The organism is Paenibacillus sp. FSL K6-2393 (genome assembly GCF_038002545.1).
GTDB lineage: Bacteria > Bacillota > Bacilli > Paenibacillales > Paenibacillaceae > Paenibacillus.
The window spans coordinates 565,821-580,722 of sequence record NZ_JBBOCU010000002.1 but is presented as its reverse complement, the minus strand read 5'-3'; the positions used below and the strand labels follow the sequence as shown (position 1 = coordinate 580,722).

Below are 14,902 nucleotides of genomic sequence, written 5' to 3'. Positions count from 1 at the left end.
ATCGATACATCATCGGAAACTCTATCGATTCCGTGTACGAGACCTTCAGATTAAATTATCCATTCCAAAGCCTGTCTACGCTTAGTAACCTACCGTAAACCGTGCCTGAATAAACTGCGGATCGTCCAGTTCGTCCACCAAAGCCGCTGCAAAATCGCCAACGGAAATTGAGCTTTCCCCGATATCATCTGTAATCACACGGGTCATACCAACTCGGAACTGGCCAGTCCTACGTCCTGTTGTGATTGTTGCAGCAGGGCTCATGTAGGTCCAGTGAATACCTGACGCTTCAATCAGGTCATATGCTTCTGCATGGGCTTTCGCAAGTGGCTTAACTTCTTCCGGGAATCCCGGCGTATCCATCAGCATCTCTCCGGAATCGGTCAGCAAACTTCCCGCTCCACCAACTACAACCAGACGTCCTGCTTTTGCCCGGCGCACACCCTCGATTAACGAACGTGTCACTTCCAGCATCTCTTCTTCTCCACCAAACTTCGGTCCATATGCACTCACAACCGCTTCCTGACCCGCTGCAAAATCTGCCACCTGATCCGGGTTAAGCAGATCTCCCTGTTGTACACGCAAACGCTCATGCACCATCTCAATTTTGGACGGGTCACGCACCACCGCTGTCACTTCATGCCCACGATCCATCAGCTCCCACAGTATTGTCTTACCAATCGCTCCGGTTGCTCCAAAAATGGCTACTCTCATATAAATTCCCTCTTTTCTGTAGATATCTTCTCATCAACTTACCGTTATTTTAATACTTAATCCTATTGTTATATACCTTAAACGGCTCACGCCATCTTAAACCGGATGAGACATCTTGTAAACGTTAATGTTCATCCGCTTAACCTCTCAAACTATGCACCAGACCACGAACAATACTTCCCCCACTGCTTTCCTTTCCATATCATTACCTTAAACATCGCCAAAAAAGCCGCATTTGCGGCTTCAACATCACGTATTTTTCTACGTGGATACTCTACTATAGGTTAGAAAATCAACAGCCTTCTGCGCCCAGATTCGCTCCGAATAAGCTTCATGCGCCATATCCTCGATATGAAGCTCAATCCTGCCTACAGCACCAGACATTTGCTTGTTTTCCATGATGTCCAGATATAACCTCTCCGTCTGTTCTACGGGACACAGTTGATCAGCCTGACCGTGAATGAGTTGAATATTCACCTCACTGAGTCCGGATACATAAGCTGTTGGGCTTCTATCCCGCAGGGCAGAATGATCATGCAAAAGCTCACCGATTTCAGTTTCCAAGAATGATCTCAGCTTCGCTCCTCCGCCTGCGTACAGTCCTTCCAGATCCGTAAACGGTGCACAGGCAACCACAGTACTCCATAACGCCGGACCTTTACCTGCTACCAGCAATGCCAGATAAGCCCCATAGCTTACTCCATAGAGAGACACGTGTGAATAGGAAGATAACATCTGCTCCCGCATGAACTGGATGACATCTGCATCCACGCCGCCCCAATCGTTCTGAATGCGCATCCTGTAATCCATGCCGAACCCTGAACTACCGGGATAGTTCAGCCCGATAACCCGCACTCCTGCCTGATATAATCCGCTAATGACCGGACTAAAGCTGTCAAACAGGCAATTATGAGGTCCGCCATGAAGATAGATGACCACGTGTTCTGCGCCCTCCGGGTGTATGTCCATGTACGGAATCATCTCATGTCCATAACGAACCCATCCATAGATTACATCGGGTTCCTCGTCAGGATGCTTGCCAATTCTCTCATCTCGCTCAACCGGGAAACGGGTAATCGTACGCGTTTGTTCCGAAAACCGGTATATCCCCGGCACCGGAGGACTTACGATAGATTCATATTTTCCGATCAAGCCCTGCCTGTCCCTGCTGAGCACAGCCTGTGTCAAGATTCCCGGATAATCATACAGCTCATACCTCTTCTCTCTGTCCAATGTATATTGAACATATTGCCACCTGCCGCAGGTTATCCCTTCGCAGAGGACTAGCTGTTGATGTAGATCGAGTTGCATTCTAATCATTTCAGAGAAGGGTTGGCTATCCGTTGAACATTCATGCACCCGATCCTCTCCCTGCCTGATCCATCCCGGCTGGAAGCCATCTTCCACAGGAATAGAAACGGCTATCAGATCCCCCTGCTTATCCATCACAGGGTAGGCATACTCCGTGTAGGGTATTTCGGATGATGGAAGGATATCTTTGGAATATGAGTACACTCTTCCGAATCCACCAACGTTTACACCAACCTCTCGTGTTGATGCAGACCAGAATACAAATTGCGGGTTGTCCAGATCAGGAGTAACCCATCGCGCCTCATCCTTCTCGGGATCGTAAAGACCTATACGGACAGCTCCTGAACGTCTAATGGAAAATAGCAGAATTAACTGCCCCTCTTGCCAAGCGGCCTGCATCACAGGAAATGGAAACTTCACAAATAGGCTCTGAACCAGAATTGCTTGCTTCTCATTCTCGTATATATGAAGCCATTTCCCCGACTTGTCCTGTGTGATCACCAGAACACGGTTCCTGCCCATAAACTGAATATGATGCGTGTGCTGATCTGACTCTGTCCCATGTTCGGAAAGGCTCTGACGGCTATCCATGCGGCCTGTATCATCAAGACTGCACCATTCGCATGTATTGTCATCATATCCTAAGAGCATACTCGTTCGTTCCTTGTTCACACTCATTCGTGTCAGGAATGGATAGCCCAACCGGATTTCCTCCTCTCATTCCAGCACTTTAACTGCTCCCATTCCTCCAATTGCGATTCCAGTTTATCAATATACTGGTCCTGCGTGTATGCATCTAGGGGAGTAACGGTCCCCAGTCTGCCTAATGTTTCCCGAATCAATCTGATCTGTGGCAGACTGGCAACCGGCAGCCCCATCATCAATAGACGGTACACTCGGGATGCCCGTTCCTCTAACCCTTGAGTAATCAGCGCACCAGCGATTTCCACCGCACGGCCAAGCAGTTTGGAATGGATAGTGTTTGTCTTCATACGTAACAACTGAATCAACAGTTCATATTCCTGCTCCTGCTCACCCAGCTGTTGATGTAATACCATTTTTAATTGCAGTACATGCCCCAGCCAATCTACATACGCATCAACACATAACTTCTCCGCAGCCAGCAACGTCTTACCTGCCTCTGCATAGAGACCCGCCCGGAGCTGCAAGCCCGCAATGTTTAGTAACGTCTGAATCTGAAAAACTCGCTTATCGGGTCCATCAGAAAGCTGGCGTATACGCTGGCCCGCCTGTTGCTCCAGCATAATTGCGCGTTCTACATTGCCCTCCTGCATCTCAATTAATGCCTCACCATTATCAAGCGCAGCCCATTTCCCAGTACGATACGTTTCAGTTAGTTCTTCATGGTCAATGATTGCCCGAGCTTTCGAATAACAGTGTCGTGCTTCGGTATACTGCTTCCCGTTTTTGGTCAACAGCTGACCCAACTCAAACCAGAGTACTGCCTGCTGTGTCGCCGACAACCGTTGAAATAAAGAATTATGGTCGAAAAAATGAAAACAGGACCTGTAACGGGCCGGATCAGCCGATTTGGACAACAAAACCCAGGCCAGCCTATTGTAGAGCGCCAACGCTGCCTCTTTTTCCTTTCCATTATCCTTGCTTACCATTTGTAGCTGTTCTTCCAACAAACGTCGGGTCTGATCGGGCGTATCCCTGACAATAGATACCGGAAGTTTGGGTATATCCTCAGGATTATTCGCCATGGTTGGATATCGATGAAAAAAAAGCACTACACTTACTCCCCTTAGTTTCTGTCGATACAGGATATAGTGGATGGCTCCCAGATCCGCAGGGTGAAGGTAGGAAGATACTTCAACCAGAACCCATTTCCGATTACCAGGCGTCCACCCTGATCTTTGGAATCTCAATAACGCATTTTTACATGCCACAAGATCATCTATTGGCTGAAATGGATTTAGTTGATAGATCAGCGGGAGAGTAGCATACGGATCACCAACCGCAATTTGTATAACCTTATCCTGCCAATGCGTTCTCAGTTTGTGAATTTCATGCTTCACCACATCTGATGTCCCTTCAACAACAAACAATCCAGGTTCATGACTCACACGAAACCATTTACTTCTCAGATCATGATAATCCGTACTTTCCAGTGAGACAGGCATCATGAAAGTTCACTCTCTTTCGTGATTCGGCATACGTGTATAAGTTCAGGCACCTGTTGTAAATTCAGCGCCGTCATCAATTGATAACTGCCCCGGTTGTTTGCATCAAGTGAAGCTTTAATTCGCTGATCCGGATCTGAACTGCACCGATGGAGACCATATGCAGCAAGCCATCGGGCCCATCCTTGACGTTTCGCTTCTGGTATTGTGAATATATGAGCAAGGAGTACACTCCCAAACTCATCGCTTAACAGGCAGCCCCCAATCTTACTTCCCTCCAGTTCCACAAGCCCGGAACCTTTCAGCAACTTGCCATATACCCCTTGATAAATATCTCCGATAGCTTGACGAGCAGCTTCCCAACCTGGACAGGTAGGATCACTGGCCTGGAGCAAGTGTGCAAGGGAATCCGCCTGCCCCTCCGCAGACATCCAAACCGCGTCTTCATTAGGCATAGCCGGCACGGGAACGTCTTTCAACTTGCCGAAAAATCGATACCGATGGGCAAGAACATCCGCCCGGTATCCAAGCTTCTCCCACGGAAATGAGGCAGGAGCAGTTGCATATAGAGAGGACCATGTGATTTTATCCAAAACGGATGACATCCGATCTCCCCAATAAGGATTGGAATGTGCTTCACTCCATAAATCCAATGTGTACTGCCCCTCACCCTGATCAATCATCATGAACGAAGATAGGGTATCCTCATTTCCAGGTTCAACTGCATAATAGCGATCACCCGTCTTCCCCGATTCTTGCTGGCATTGCGGCAAGATGTCAGATATGGATGTTAGCATCATACGCTTTCTCCTCCCTGCTATAATCGAAACCTGAATAAACCAGTGGTTCGGATGCAAAAGACGGATAAAACCGGCGTAGCAGGAATGTATAGATCCCCATATAACCGGTCATATAATCCGGGGAGAAGGACTCCATGTCCTCCAGAGGCCACATCCATATGTCTTCCTGTGGATCACTTCGCAATACATACAAGCTCTGTGTATACTCCGCTAGTTTGGTTTCATATCTGCCTGGGAACTTGCGGTTAGCCAAGAGCAGAAAATCTCCATTGCCTGCAATTCCGTGACACTGCCCAAAAGAAGCAAATACCGTTGCCTGTGCCACTGCATCCGCTGCTTGAAGTCCAAGTCTGGTACAGAGGGGATCTTGCAAAATATCAGCCGCTGCCATCAAAAATTGCCCAATACCCGCCGATCCATTGCACCAATGTACCCAGAGTGTATCCGGTTTTTCGGGGGATGCAGGCCACAGGCTCACGCCATTCTGTCCTCCATGACTCGTACGATCAAGTGTATCTACAATTCGCTTCACAGCAGAATAGTACGCTTCCTTTCCTGTACGCTCCGCCAAGGCAAGCAGATAATATCCGATACCTGCGATGCCATGAGAAAATCCAAGGGAATAATGGCCTTTTTTGTCCGATTTATCTTTCACTTTCCACAAACTCAATGATTCATCTGTCTGCTCTTCTTGTTCCAAAATATAAACACCCAGTTCCTCTGCTGTTGCCAGAAGTTCAGGGCGGCCACCAATACGGTATATCTCAAGCAGCATCAATCCCAACCCCGCCGCTCCATGACTAATATTGGTCTGTACCGGCTCATGCCGGGTGATTTCCAATGCCAGATCCTCTGCACGTCGAAGCAACGATGGATCATTTATTCGTTCAGCCGTCTCTGCCATTGCCCAGGGAACAGCGCCATATCCAAAGTATAATGCTACAGGTGTCTCATCTGGAACGTAAGGGTGATTCGTCAAAATCCATTCCAATACTTCACGTGCATATTGATGGTATTGTCTGTTTTGTGTAATCTGACCAAGTTGATTAAAACCAAAGATCATCCCTGTCCAGCCAAAGTTGAAATTCGCCGGATGAAACATCTTGCTCATGCTGTTTTCCGGGAACAGTTGCAAGGGGCTATTAAAATCAAGAGAAGTATACAATGTGTTTACCATACGCTCGGCCTGACGGAGTACTTCTTCTGGCTCCATATTGCATTCATTTTTCTCTATTACATCCATGCTTCCTACTGAATTGACCTCTTGCTGCTCCAGCAATGCAACCAGTATTTCACGAATTTCTGATAACTCCACATATCCGCCAGACATGATCTCGATGCCCAGACTTCCCAAGCCACGAAGCTGTGTATTACTCTGATGATTCAGATAAGCCTGTGCAGCTTCCAGATGGGATTGCCGATATTTCAGATAGGGGTCGATGGATGAAGCCATGTAATAGAAGACACCTCCCAGTGCATACAGATCATCCGCATAACTGGATCGCCTGCTGTGCTCACGTCCCCGTGGTACATAGCCCGGAGTATGACCAGTCAATGGATCAGCCTGACTCTCATCACTTCTGACATAAGCCAGTTCAAGATCAATCAGGCGTACACTTCCGTCCGTCAGTACAACAATATTGTTGGGCGTCAGATCATTGATCACAATTCCTTTATCGTGACATTGCTGCACCATATTGAGAACTTGTATACCCATCCGATGCATATCCGCCCGGTTGTAATCTGCGGCTACATGTCTGCGATGGATATATTCACGCAAGCTGATGCTTTCAAAATACTCCAGGATCAGATAGCGGTTATTTTCAGTACTAAACAGATCAAGCGGCCTTGGGGTAACCCCCGTATCCTTCATCAGATCAAGCACGCGATATTCATTGTCCAAATAGTTATGAGCAGAGCGCCCACCACCGTCTACACGCATGCGGTAAACCGCTTCTTTCATGACAGCCTGTTCATAGGATGTACCAGAGATGAGAAATACTCCTCCCTTGCCGGACTTCTTGAGAACACGTCTCACACGAATATTTCGTATACCAAACTCATTGTTATTGGAATCGGAGTGACGAGAAGCAGCCTGGTTCTTCTCCATAGCTTGAATCCGCAGTAACTCCTCAGGTTCATTCACCCACTCCGGTTTATACCTGCCAGGTGTTCTTCGATCCTCCTCCAGCATGCCTTCTGGATTCTGGATGGCATACACTTTTGCACCCGAGTACCGGTCATAGTAGAAACGATCAGTGAATGCACCATAACGATAAAATACACACTGGCTACCTAGGTATGCCCGATCTGTCGGAATAGCTGGTCCTTTCAGATGGCTTGTACATGAATGCATTAGCTCAAGTAACTTCAAGAATTGCTCTTCGTCTCGTGCATAGATGGTGACACACTTCCCAGTCTGAGGGAGAGGTATGGAACCGTTAGATGTTTCAATCAGTTTCAGACCGCTGCTCACTACTTTCCATTGCACATCATTTTCTGTTAGCACTGGTGCAATGCGTCGCAGCAATTCAGCTCCTTCCACAGGTATAACCGATAAATGGATTTTCCAGCCTTGTACGGGAAGCCTTAATTCTTCCGGTCTAAAACAAATCCAATGGCCGTCATTCGACCATTGGATGGATTGGGGAAGTTCCCGGATTATATGTTCCAAAGCGTTCTCAAAGGCGTCCTTCTTGGGGGTTACGCTTGCGAATTTCAATGAGAATCACTCCTTTTTGAATAAAGTAAGAGGGGGAGGTACAATTATTTTAGTAATGCGCGAAAATCAAAGACTTATCTTTCAAATGATTCAGTGAATAGAGCGTGTAAAGAAGTTCCTAGCTCTCAACAACAATTGTTTGTGAGCTAGTCCAGCTGCACACTGTACACAAGCTTGTTTCCTCAAACATGTTGTTATCCTCTTCAACCTCTAGTGCCATCAAATCCTGTACAGATAAAATTTCCTTGTTTTCCATGATATATTACCTCCCATTTGTCTCCCCCTCTTATAAACCAAATTCTACATAAAATTTGATATTCCTTCTTTTTAATTGAATTATTTTACATAAATTATTTACTTAATCCATTTATTTCGCCTGATCATGTCAAATTACTTGTTTCCTCAGACTAAAAAGAGGTGCAATATGACATCAGATTCCAGACTACATCGAGGTCGTTTGTTGCCGGGTACGCTGGGTACGCTTGCTACGTTCTTCACGGAAAGGTCGGACAAATAGGCTTGCCATGCCCATACAAATAACAAATGTACCAATCCCCATGTACACCCATGAAGGGTTGTACGTTTCAATGAACCACCCTCCCAGCAACAGCCCAAGCGGATTACTAATGCCACTCATCAAAACACCCATACTGTTCATGACACGTCCTCTCTTTTCTTCCGGGGTGGATAAAAGAATGGAAGTAACCAATGGTACATTCACAAGAGCTAGTCCCATCATCAACAAAAATGAACATGCAATCGCGATATACAGGTTAGGAAACATCGGCATGAACAGCAGACTTGTACCTGAGATGAGATAACTGATCAAAAACCAGTGAGCGAGCGAGAGTCGTTTGGCATATTTACCACTGAGCAGAGAACCTGCAATACTGCCAGCGGCAAAGGCTGACTGAAGCAGACCGTAGCCTTGTGGTCCGGCTTGCAGCACCATATTGGCAAAAATCGGCGTGAAAATGTGCAGTGGCGCCCCCGCAAAATTGATAATAGCTCCAAAGATAATGCAACAGGCCAAAATTTTACGGGAAAACAGGAATGTAATTCCCTGCATGCTATCTTTAACAAAACCAGAGACTCCTTTTTGTTTCACTACTTTGGTTACAGGGATGCGGATAAAGAAAATGGATATGGCGGATAGCAGAAATGTAACGGCATAGATGAACAGGATGGACTGAACGGAGATGAGCGCGATCAATATTCCCCCCAAGGCGTATCCAAGCAATTCAATCGTTTTGGAGGAAGAGTTCAGTAGTGCATTGGCTGGAGCTAATTGTTTTGTAGGTTCTGGCAAAATAGCGGGGATGACTGTCTGGGTTGCCGGATTGAACAAAAAACCAAGGATTGCAATGAGCAGATTGGCTGCGTAAATATGCCACGGAAGCATGGATCCTGTCATGAACAAAAGTGCCAATATGCAGGCTATGCCTGCACGCAATATATCTGTCCAGATCAAAAGTTGCTTTTTGGGCAGGCGATCACTGATCGTAGCCAGGGGAATGCCCAAAAATGCATAGATCAAGTACGGCAGCATCGGAATCAGTGCGGCAGCGAGTGCCGACTCTGTTAATTGGAGGATATACCACATCGTCGCCATAGAAAATAAAATCTGACCTGCGCCAGAAACCAATCTACCAACAAGAAGCACAACAAAAGAAGGAAGGCGCAAAACCGCTCGATAGCTGTCGCCGCGAATTTCATTTTTCATCTTTTTCACGCACCTCTCCCTCGTACGTAACAGATTCATCATCACTAATACGATGCAGACGCGTAACCAAACTTGAATCTCGAATGGTCTGTTGTATCTTGGCTTTTACCCGTTCCAGTTCAGCCGTATACTCGCGTATCTCGTTCAATAAGGTCTGATGGGTTCGTATGCCTTCCCTAATTAACATTGCAGTCGCATCAGAACGGTTTTTCGCTAATTCAAGAAATACAAGTTGATCTATGATATCAATCTCTTCCTGACTTAATCGAACGGAAACAACTCCCTTGGCTCCCGAAAGATTTTTGTTCGCCTGCTCCACAGATCGTTTCACCATCTGGTTAAACTGAGCTTTCTGGTCATTGTACATATTTAATTCCTCCATTCTTCACGAGTGCACGCGTATATCGTAATTTGTAAATCGTAAATTGGTTTTAAATTACATTATACCTGTAAATAATTGGTTGTAAAGCAAAAAACCTTTGGATTTATCCAAAGGTTCGCCGAATATGTTATTTAACTAGTTCACTAGTCTCCCTGCCTCCACCACATACCCTCCGATTTTGGGCTGGTGTATTCAAATCCAAATTGAGCATACAGCCGATCAGCCGGAACATCCGCCAGCAGACTGACCAAACCACGGGCTGGAACTGCTTTACGCAGATAATTCATAATCTCGCTCATGATCAGTTTTCCATACCCCATTCCCTGAACATCCGGGTGTACAGCAATATCGACGACCTGAAAGAAACAACCTCCATCTCCAATCACTCGCCCCATGCCTATCAGCATATCCTCTTCACGCAGACATACGGCAAACAGGCTATTCGGTAATCCAATCTCCGCCCCTTCCCTGCTCATTGCACTAAGGCCGGCAATCTGCCGCAAGGCAAGATACTCCACTGCTGCGGGTGGTGTGTGTTCAATATTCACATGATCCATGAATTGTGCCCCTTTCTGCTTGAATTCATCTACTTCCTGTGTAATAGTGAGAGAAAGCTTACGTGAAGCGTGTTTCATGATACATGAAGTTGGTGCAAAGGAGGAACAAGAGTGTTTCAACGTTGGATTGAAGATCTAACATCGCGCCCAGGCACTGTGGCTGTGCTGTTTGGAGTCATGGCTTTGCTTCTGGGGATATACATATGGTCTGCCACTGAAGTTCGCCGCAGCCACGAAAGGCGAATGCAAAGGATACGAGATACATTATACATAAGTACAGCCCTCTTGGGACAACTTACCATCCAGGAAAATCGGAATTATGAACGGTCGGAACACGAACATAATGATCTGATAACAGCAATGTTAGCCTGCAAAGCTGCATCTTACCTATCCCCTCAGCTACAGGACCAGATCCGTGACTGTATTAAGGATCATGATCCTGCCAGATTTGGACTGATGCACAGAGCACTGGAACGGGAATGCACCGTATTATCGGATGAACTCAGCCGGGATACTCATGCAGATCATTGGGGCACTGCGCTCTGGACCATCCTTCGGCCCGTAGCCGAACCAACCACACTGGCGGCCACAGGGTTTCTCGTAACAGATATGTTATTTCGTCAGCGGATGTTGGACGTGCCTGTAGACTCATGGGTGAGCATCTTGCCATGGATTCGCGCGGTTTCCCTAATTATCACCATAATATATGGTTATCTGCTCTGGGCCAGCCCACGCCGGGATAGGCCACGTACAGTAACCAAATTGCTCTCCTTGCTGATCGCGCTATGCTCCTTGCTCCATCTAATTGGACCCGTTGCTGCTCCCTATGCACTGGGATTACAGCTGATTATATTTACTTCAGGTTTCGGGTTGACTGGGACACGCTCTCGCAGTGACCGTCCCTACGCAGGACATACGGATCTGGAACCAACGAAGCAAGTCTCTGCGGAGATGGAAGGAAATACACGTCGTACATCTGGTACCAACACCGACGAATAACCTACGCATCCAGCCGCTTCCGTATGATTAAACTTAGATACCCACCTCGATGATACGAGACTCGTTCCTCTCTCGGCTGGATTTCCACCGATCAGGTCGTGTCTCCTTACTCGGCATGCTATACGATGATGAATGTCAGTGTCCCAAAATTATCGAGCTCCCGTCTGGCTGTTCCTATTGAGTAGCCTGTCGATTTTCTAAGGAACACAGGACGTCTTATATTACCTCTACAGCCTCTTTCAAAATTGTAAAGAACCTCCGACACGTTATTTCCCAAAATCGCTCGATAAAACGCTCTAAAACGCCGTACATTTCGATATAACGTGTCTCAGATTCCTTAGATTTCTGCGGGTTCTTCAAATCCTTAAATAAGATGCCTCAGATTCGTTAGCGCTCAATCGCTGCTCATGCTCTGTTCCAAGCGCGACTGAGAGGGACAACCCCGTGTCCCTCTCGTACGAAGCGAAATTTCATTGTTAGAGGAAAATAGTAAAGCCGCGCGGCATCCTGATCCCCTACTCAAACATCCAATGTGCAGTACGCTTACTTACTCCGTACCTGTTCAGGGCGCCTCGGCTTTCAGTAAGTTTGAAGTCACGCTCTAAATTCTGCAAGTCTGTACGCAAAAAGGGCTGAAACTACATTGTAGCTTCAGCTCTTTTCTATATTACTTATTTTGTCTTGCGAAGAATCATCGTAAAGTTACCCTGTCATCGAAGTGGCATGTGTAACATTTATTAGTTCACTTTGTATCATGGATAATTACTTCACATTTATTTGGCTACAACATGTGCAATGACGCGGCCCTTTTCGTACGTGACAGTCACGTTATAACCATCTGCCGTTACACTGTCGAATTCACCTGTAATTCCATTAGCCGTGATTAACGTAATATCTTTGGAACCTTCAATCTTATAGTTCGACAAGTCCAGATTCAGGTTTCCTCCATCAATATAGAGCTTTCTGCCAACATTCAGTTGACTGTTGCCATCAGCGACAACCAATTCCAGCGTCCCCTTATCCATGGTGAAGTTTCTATTCAAGGTTAATGCTCCATCGACATTTACAACAACTGTTCCATTTTCTACATACAGATCACCTGTACCAAAAGCAGCTGCAGATTCGGCTACCAGCGTTCCTGCTTGCAGCAATGTTCCGCCAGTGTAGCTATTTTTCCCTGTCAATGTAAGGGTTCCTGTTCCTTTTTTCGTGAGCATTCCACTACCGGTGATATCATTTCTCCACCAGTCTTGTGCATTGAAGCGCCCTTTGGAAGCGTCCATATCCACAGTTACATTGTTCAAGAATGCACCGTATCCATCCGCAGCCGTGACCAGATCAATTCTACCCCAGCCCTTGGATTCATCCAGTACAGGATATCCAGAGTCAATGGATGTTGTATACAATACTTGTCTGCGTTGCTCATCTGTTAAATACGGTTGACGTGTTTCCAACAGGGCTTCTGCTCCTTGCGGGACAACTGGAGCCAAACCTTTGGTTCCTGTTTGTGGCAGACCGTAAGTCATCTTTTCTCTATAGAAGGCTTTATTGGCATCATGATCTTCCCATTTGTGTTCATCGTAAGCACTCTTGAACGTGTAATCCTCTGTTACGGTATGTGCATACTCATACAGACTCATATTTTTTTCCTTGGCTGCAGCTCCAAATACTTCTCCTGCATTCTCATAACCTTTCTCTAACACATCTTTATTCTCAGCCTGATTAAGTGCATATGCAGCCATGGCTGTGGATTGTATTCTTCCACCTATAACATCAAGCGGTGAGTGCATCCCCGTTACGATTCGATTCTCGCCCAACTGAGCTGCTCTCGTTAACAATTCAGTGAATCGTTCTGGTGTAGCGTATGCCAAAGGAAATACGGATAAGTAAGCTGCACTAGTATGTCCGCTCGGAAATCCACCATCTTTTCCTCTTCCATCCTCAGCGATTCGTTTGACATAAGTTAACGCAGGAATAAGCTTAACGTTGGTTTCGTATTGCTGGTAATGTTTTTCTCCTGTTGATTTGGTGCCGCCTGAAGCCAAAGGTACTTCTTTTTTCTCACCTTCGCCCAAGGTTTCCCATACAGGCAGTCCCTTGCTGTCAACAACTTCTTTCACTTCTCCATTGGAATTCATTCTCCACGGTCTAGGGGAAGAGTAGAAATATTTAGAGGGATTAGATGAGGCAGGAATTTTGAATCGAACCAGATCAACTAAATGGACCAAGTCTGAAAGTTCCGTCTTTGCTTCCCAATCTCCAATGCCTTGGCTTTCATCTTCCACTGTTTCTTCGGTCAATACCACATTCATCTCGTCCACCGTTCGTTCAACGTTTGTCTTTGGCTTGATGATATCTACATACGTGTTAGCCAACGGACCAAAGCCCTCCATCACGCTATAGATCTTATCTCTTTGGTCATCATAATAGGCTGCCAATGTCTCTTCACCTGTGCGATTTTGCGTGACCTTTTCTACATATTTGATATTGGCTTCCCAAGTTGCTTTGTTTCGGATCTCTTCATTTGCATATGTTTTCTGATCAGCGACAGCTACGGTTGGATCATTCTTAAAGCCGTCATAATATGGGGACGGTCCATCTCCATACTTTGCATTTTTTCCGTCAGCTCCAATTTTAGTTGCCGCTGTTCCATCTCTCCAATCCGCTTGGTTCATGGACCACACTTGATCAAAACCGTCCAAAATATCAATAAACGGATTGGTTTCCGCAATATTTTTTAAGGTGTCGTCTCCGGCATTGGCTCCGTGCTTCACGGCGGACAACCGAGCTTCATCTGCTGGAGGATTAACATTCAGTACGGTTGCCGTTCCTTTTGGCTTAGCTGGTTTGGCAGCTGTAGTAGCATCTGTTTCCACCGCCTTAACGAGCGCAGACACCGCTTCGGCACGAGTAATGGAATTAAGCGGTTTGAAGCTTCCGTCTGCATAACCAGAGATAATTTTCGCTGCTGCCGCTCCACCTACAGCTCCCTTGCTCCACGCCGCAATAGACGATGAATCGCTAAATACATTTGCTGCTGTTTCATTTAACTCCAAATTCAAAATGCCAGCGATCACTTTAGCTGCTTCTTGACGGGTGATCGGATCTTGCGGCTTCATTGTGCCATCGGTGTATCCATCTATATATCCATTCGCATTTGCAATAGAAATTGCTTCGTAATACCATGCACTCTCAGACACATCGTTAAAGGTAATTTTAGCTTGTCCGGAATATCCAAAAGCACCGTTTACCAAATTCATAAATTCTGCTCTGGTAATATACGTGTTCGGTTTGAATGAACGATCCAGGTAACCTCGAATTAATCCTTCATCCCCCCATGCTTGAATATTCGCTTCCGCCCAGTGTCCCTTAATATCAGAGAACTGAATCTTCTGATCGGCTGCAAAACTCTTCTCTGCAAATGTCGGACCTACCATAGACAACATTAGAAGTAATGCCAGTGACTTTTTAAGTGGTTTTCTCATGGCTTGCAAATACACGCTCCTGTTATGGTAAATTATTTTTTTGCTTCTGCATCTGCAAATGA

Annotated in this window: 11 protein-coding genes; 1 reads left to right on the top strand and 10 read right to left on the bottom strand. The window is 46.2% G+C overall.

Annotation, left to right across the window (positions count from 1 at the left end):
* Positions 1 to 81 precede the first annotated feature (81 nt).
* From MHI14_RS29795 to MHI14_RS29755, 9 genes are all read right to left on the bottom strand, one after another.
* On the bottom strand, positions 82 to 714 hold the full coding sequence (locus tag MHI14_RS29795; protein ID WP_341131932.1) for an NAD(P)-dependent oxidoreductase: 633 nt from the start codon (positions 712 to 714) through the stop codon (positions 82 to 84).
* A 261-nt stretch (positions 715 to 975) separates the two neighbouring features.
* The gene (locus MHI14_RS29790) at positions 976 to 2,727 is read right to left on the bottom strand and encodes an alpha/beta hydrolase family protein (RefSeq protein WP_341131931.1); all 1,752 of its coding nucleotides are present in this window, start codon (positions 2,725 to 2,727) and stop codon (positions 976 to 978) included.
* The gene (locus MHI14_RS29785) at positions 2,709 to 4,175 is read right to left on the bottom strand and encodes a tetratricopeptide repeat protein (protein ID WP_341131930.1); all 1,467 of its coding nucleotides are present in this window, start codon (positions 4,173 to 4,175) and stop codon (positions 2,709 to 2,711) included. Before MHI14_RS29785 ends, MHI14_RS29790 begins: the two co-directional genes overlap by 19 nt.
* On the bottom strand, positions 4,172 to 4,972 hold the full coding sequence (locus MHI14_RS29780; RefSeq protein ID WP_341131929.1) for a hypothetical protein: 801 nt from the start codon (positions 4,970 to 4,972) through the stop codon (positions 4,172 to 4,174). Before MHI14_RS29780 ends, MHI14_RS29785 begins: the two co-directional genes overlap by 4 nt.
* On the bottom strand, positions 4,950 to 7,694 hold the full coding sequence (locus tag MHI14_RS29775) for a lanthionine synthetase LanC family protein (protein WP_341131928.1): 2,745 nt from the start codon (positions 7,692 to 7,694) through the stop codon (positions 4,950 to 4,952). Before MHI14_RS29775 ends, MHI14_RS29780 begins: the two co-directional genes overlap by 23 nt.
* Before the next feature lie 118 nt (positions 7,695 to 7,812).
* Positions 7,813 to 7,950, bottom strand: coding sequence for a hypothetical protein (locus tag MHI14_RS29770; RefSeq protein ID WP_161799395.1), 138 nt, complete (start codon positions 7,948 to 7,950; stop codon positions 7,813 to 7,815).
* Between the two features lie 186 nt (positions 7,951 to 8,136).
* Positions 8,137 to 9,417 carry an MFS transporter gene (locus tag MHI14_RS29765; RefSeq protein WP_256332437.1) on the bottom strand — a complete coding sequence of 427 codons (1,281 nt, stop codon included), beginning with the start codon at positions 9,415 to 9,417 and terminating at the stop codon, positions 8,137 to 8,139.
* Positions 9,407 to 9,784 (bottom strand): hypothetical protein, encoded by a 378-nt coding sequence (locus MHI14_RS29760; RefSeq protein WP_341131927.1) that lies wholly within the window; start codon positions 9,782 to 9,784, stop codon positions 9,407 to 9,409. Before MHI14_RS29760 ends, MHI14_RS29765 begins: the two co-directional genes overlap by 11 nt.
* 158 nt (positions 9,785 to 9,942) lie before the next feature.
* Positions 9,943 to 10,356: a GNAT family N-acetyltransferase gene (locus MHI14_RS29755; protein WP_091038243.1), complete on the bottom strand. Its 414-nt coding sequence runs from the start codon at positions 10,354 to 10,356 to the stop codon at positions 9,943 to 9,945.
* Positions 10,357 to 10,467: 111 nt separating this feature from the next.
* On the opposite strand from MHI14_RS29755, the gene MHI14_RS29750 reads away from it, so the two are divergent.
* On the top strand, positions 10,468 to 11,355 hold the full coding sequence (locus MHI14_RS29750; protein WP_341131926.1) for a hypothetical protein: 888 nt from the start codon (positions 10,468 to 10,470) through the stop codon (positions 11,353 to 11,355).
* Between the two features lie 773 nt (positions 11,356 to 12,128).
* Here MHI14_RS29750 and MHI14_RS29745 read toward each other — a convergent pair.
* Positions 12,129 to 14,840: an S-layer homology domain-containing protein gene (locus MHI14_RS29745; protein WP_341132039.1), complete on the bottom strand. Its 2,712-nt coding sequence runs from the start codon at positions 14,838 to 14,840 to the stop codon at positions 12,129 to 12,131.
* Between the last annotated feature and the right edge of the window lie 62 nt (positions 14,841 to 14,902).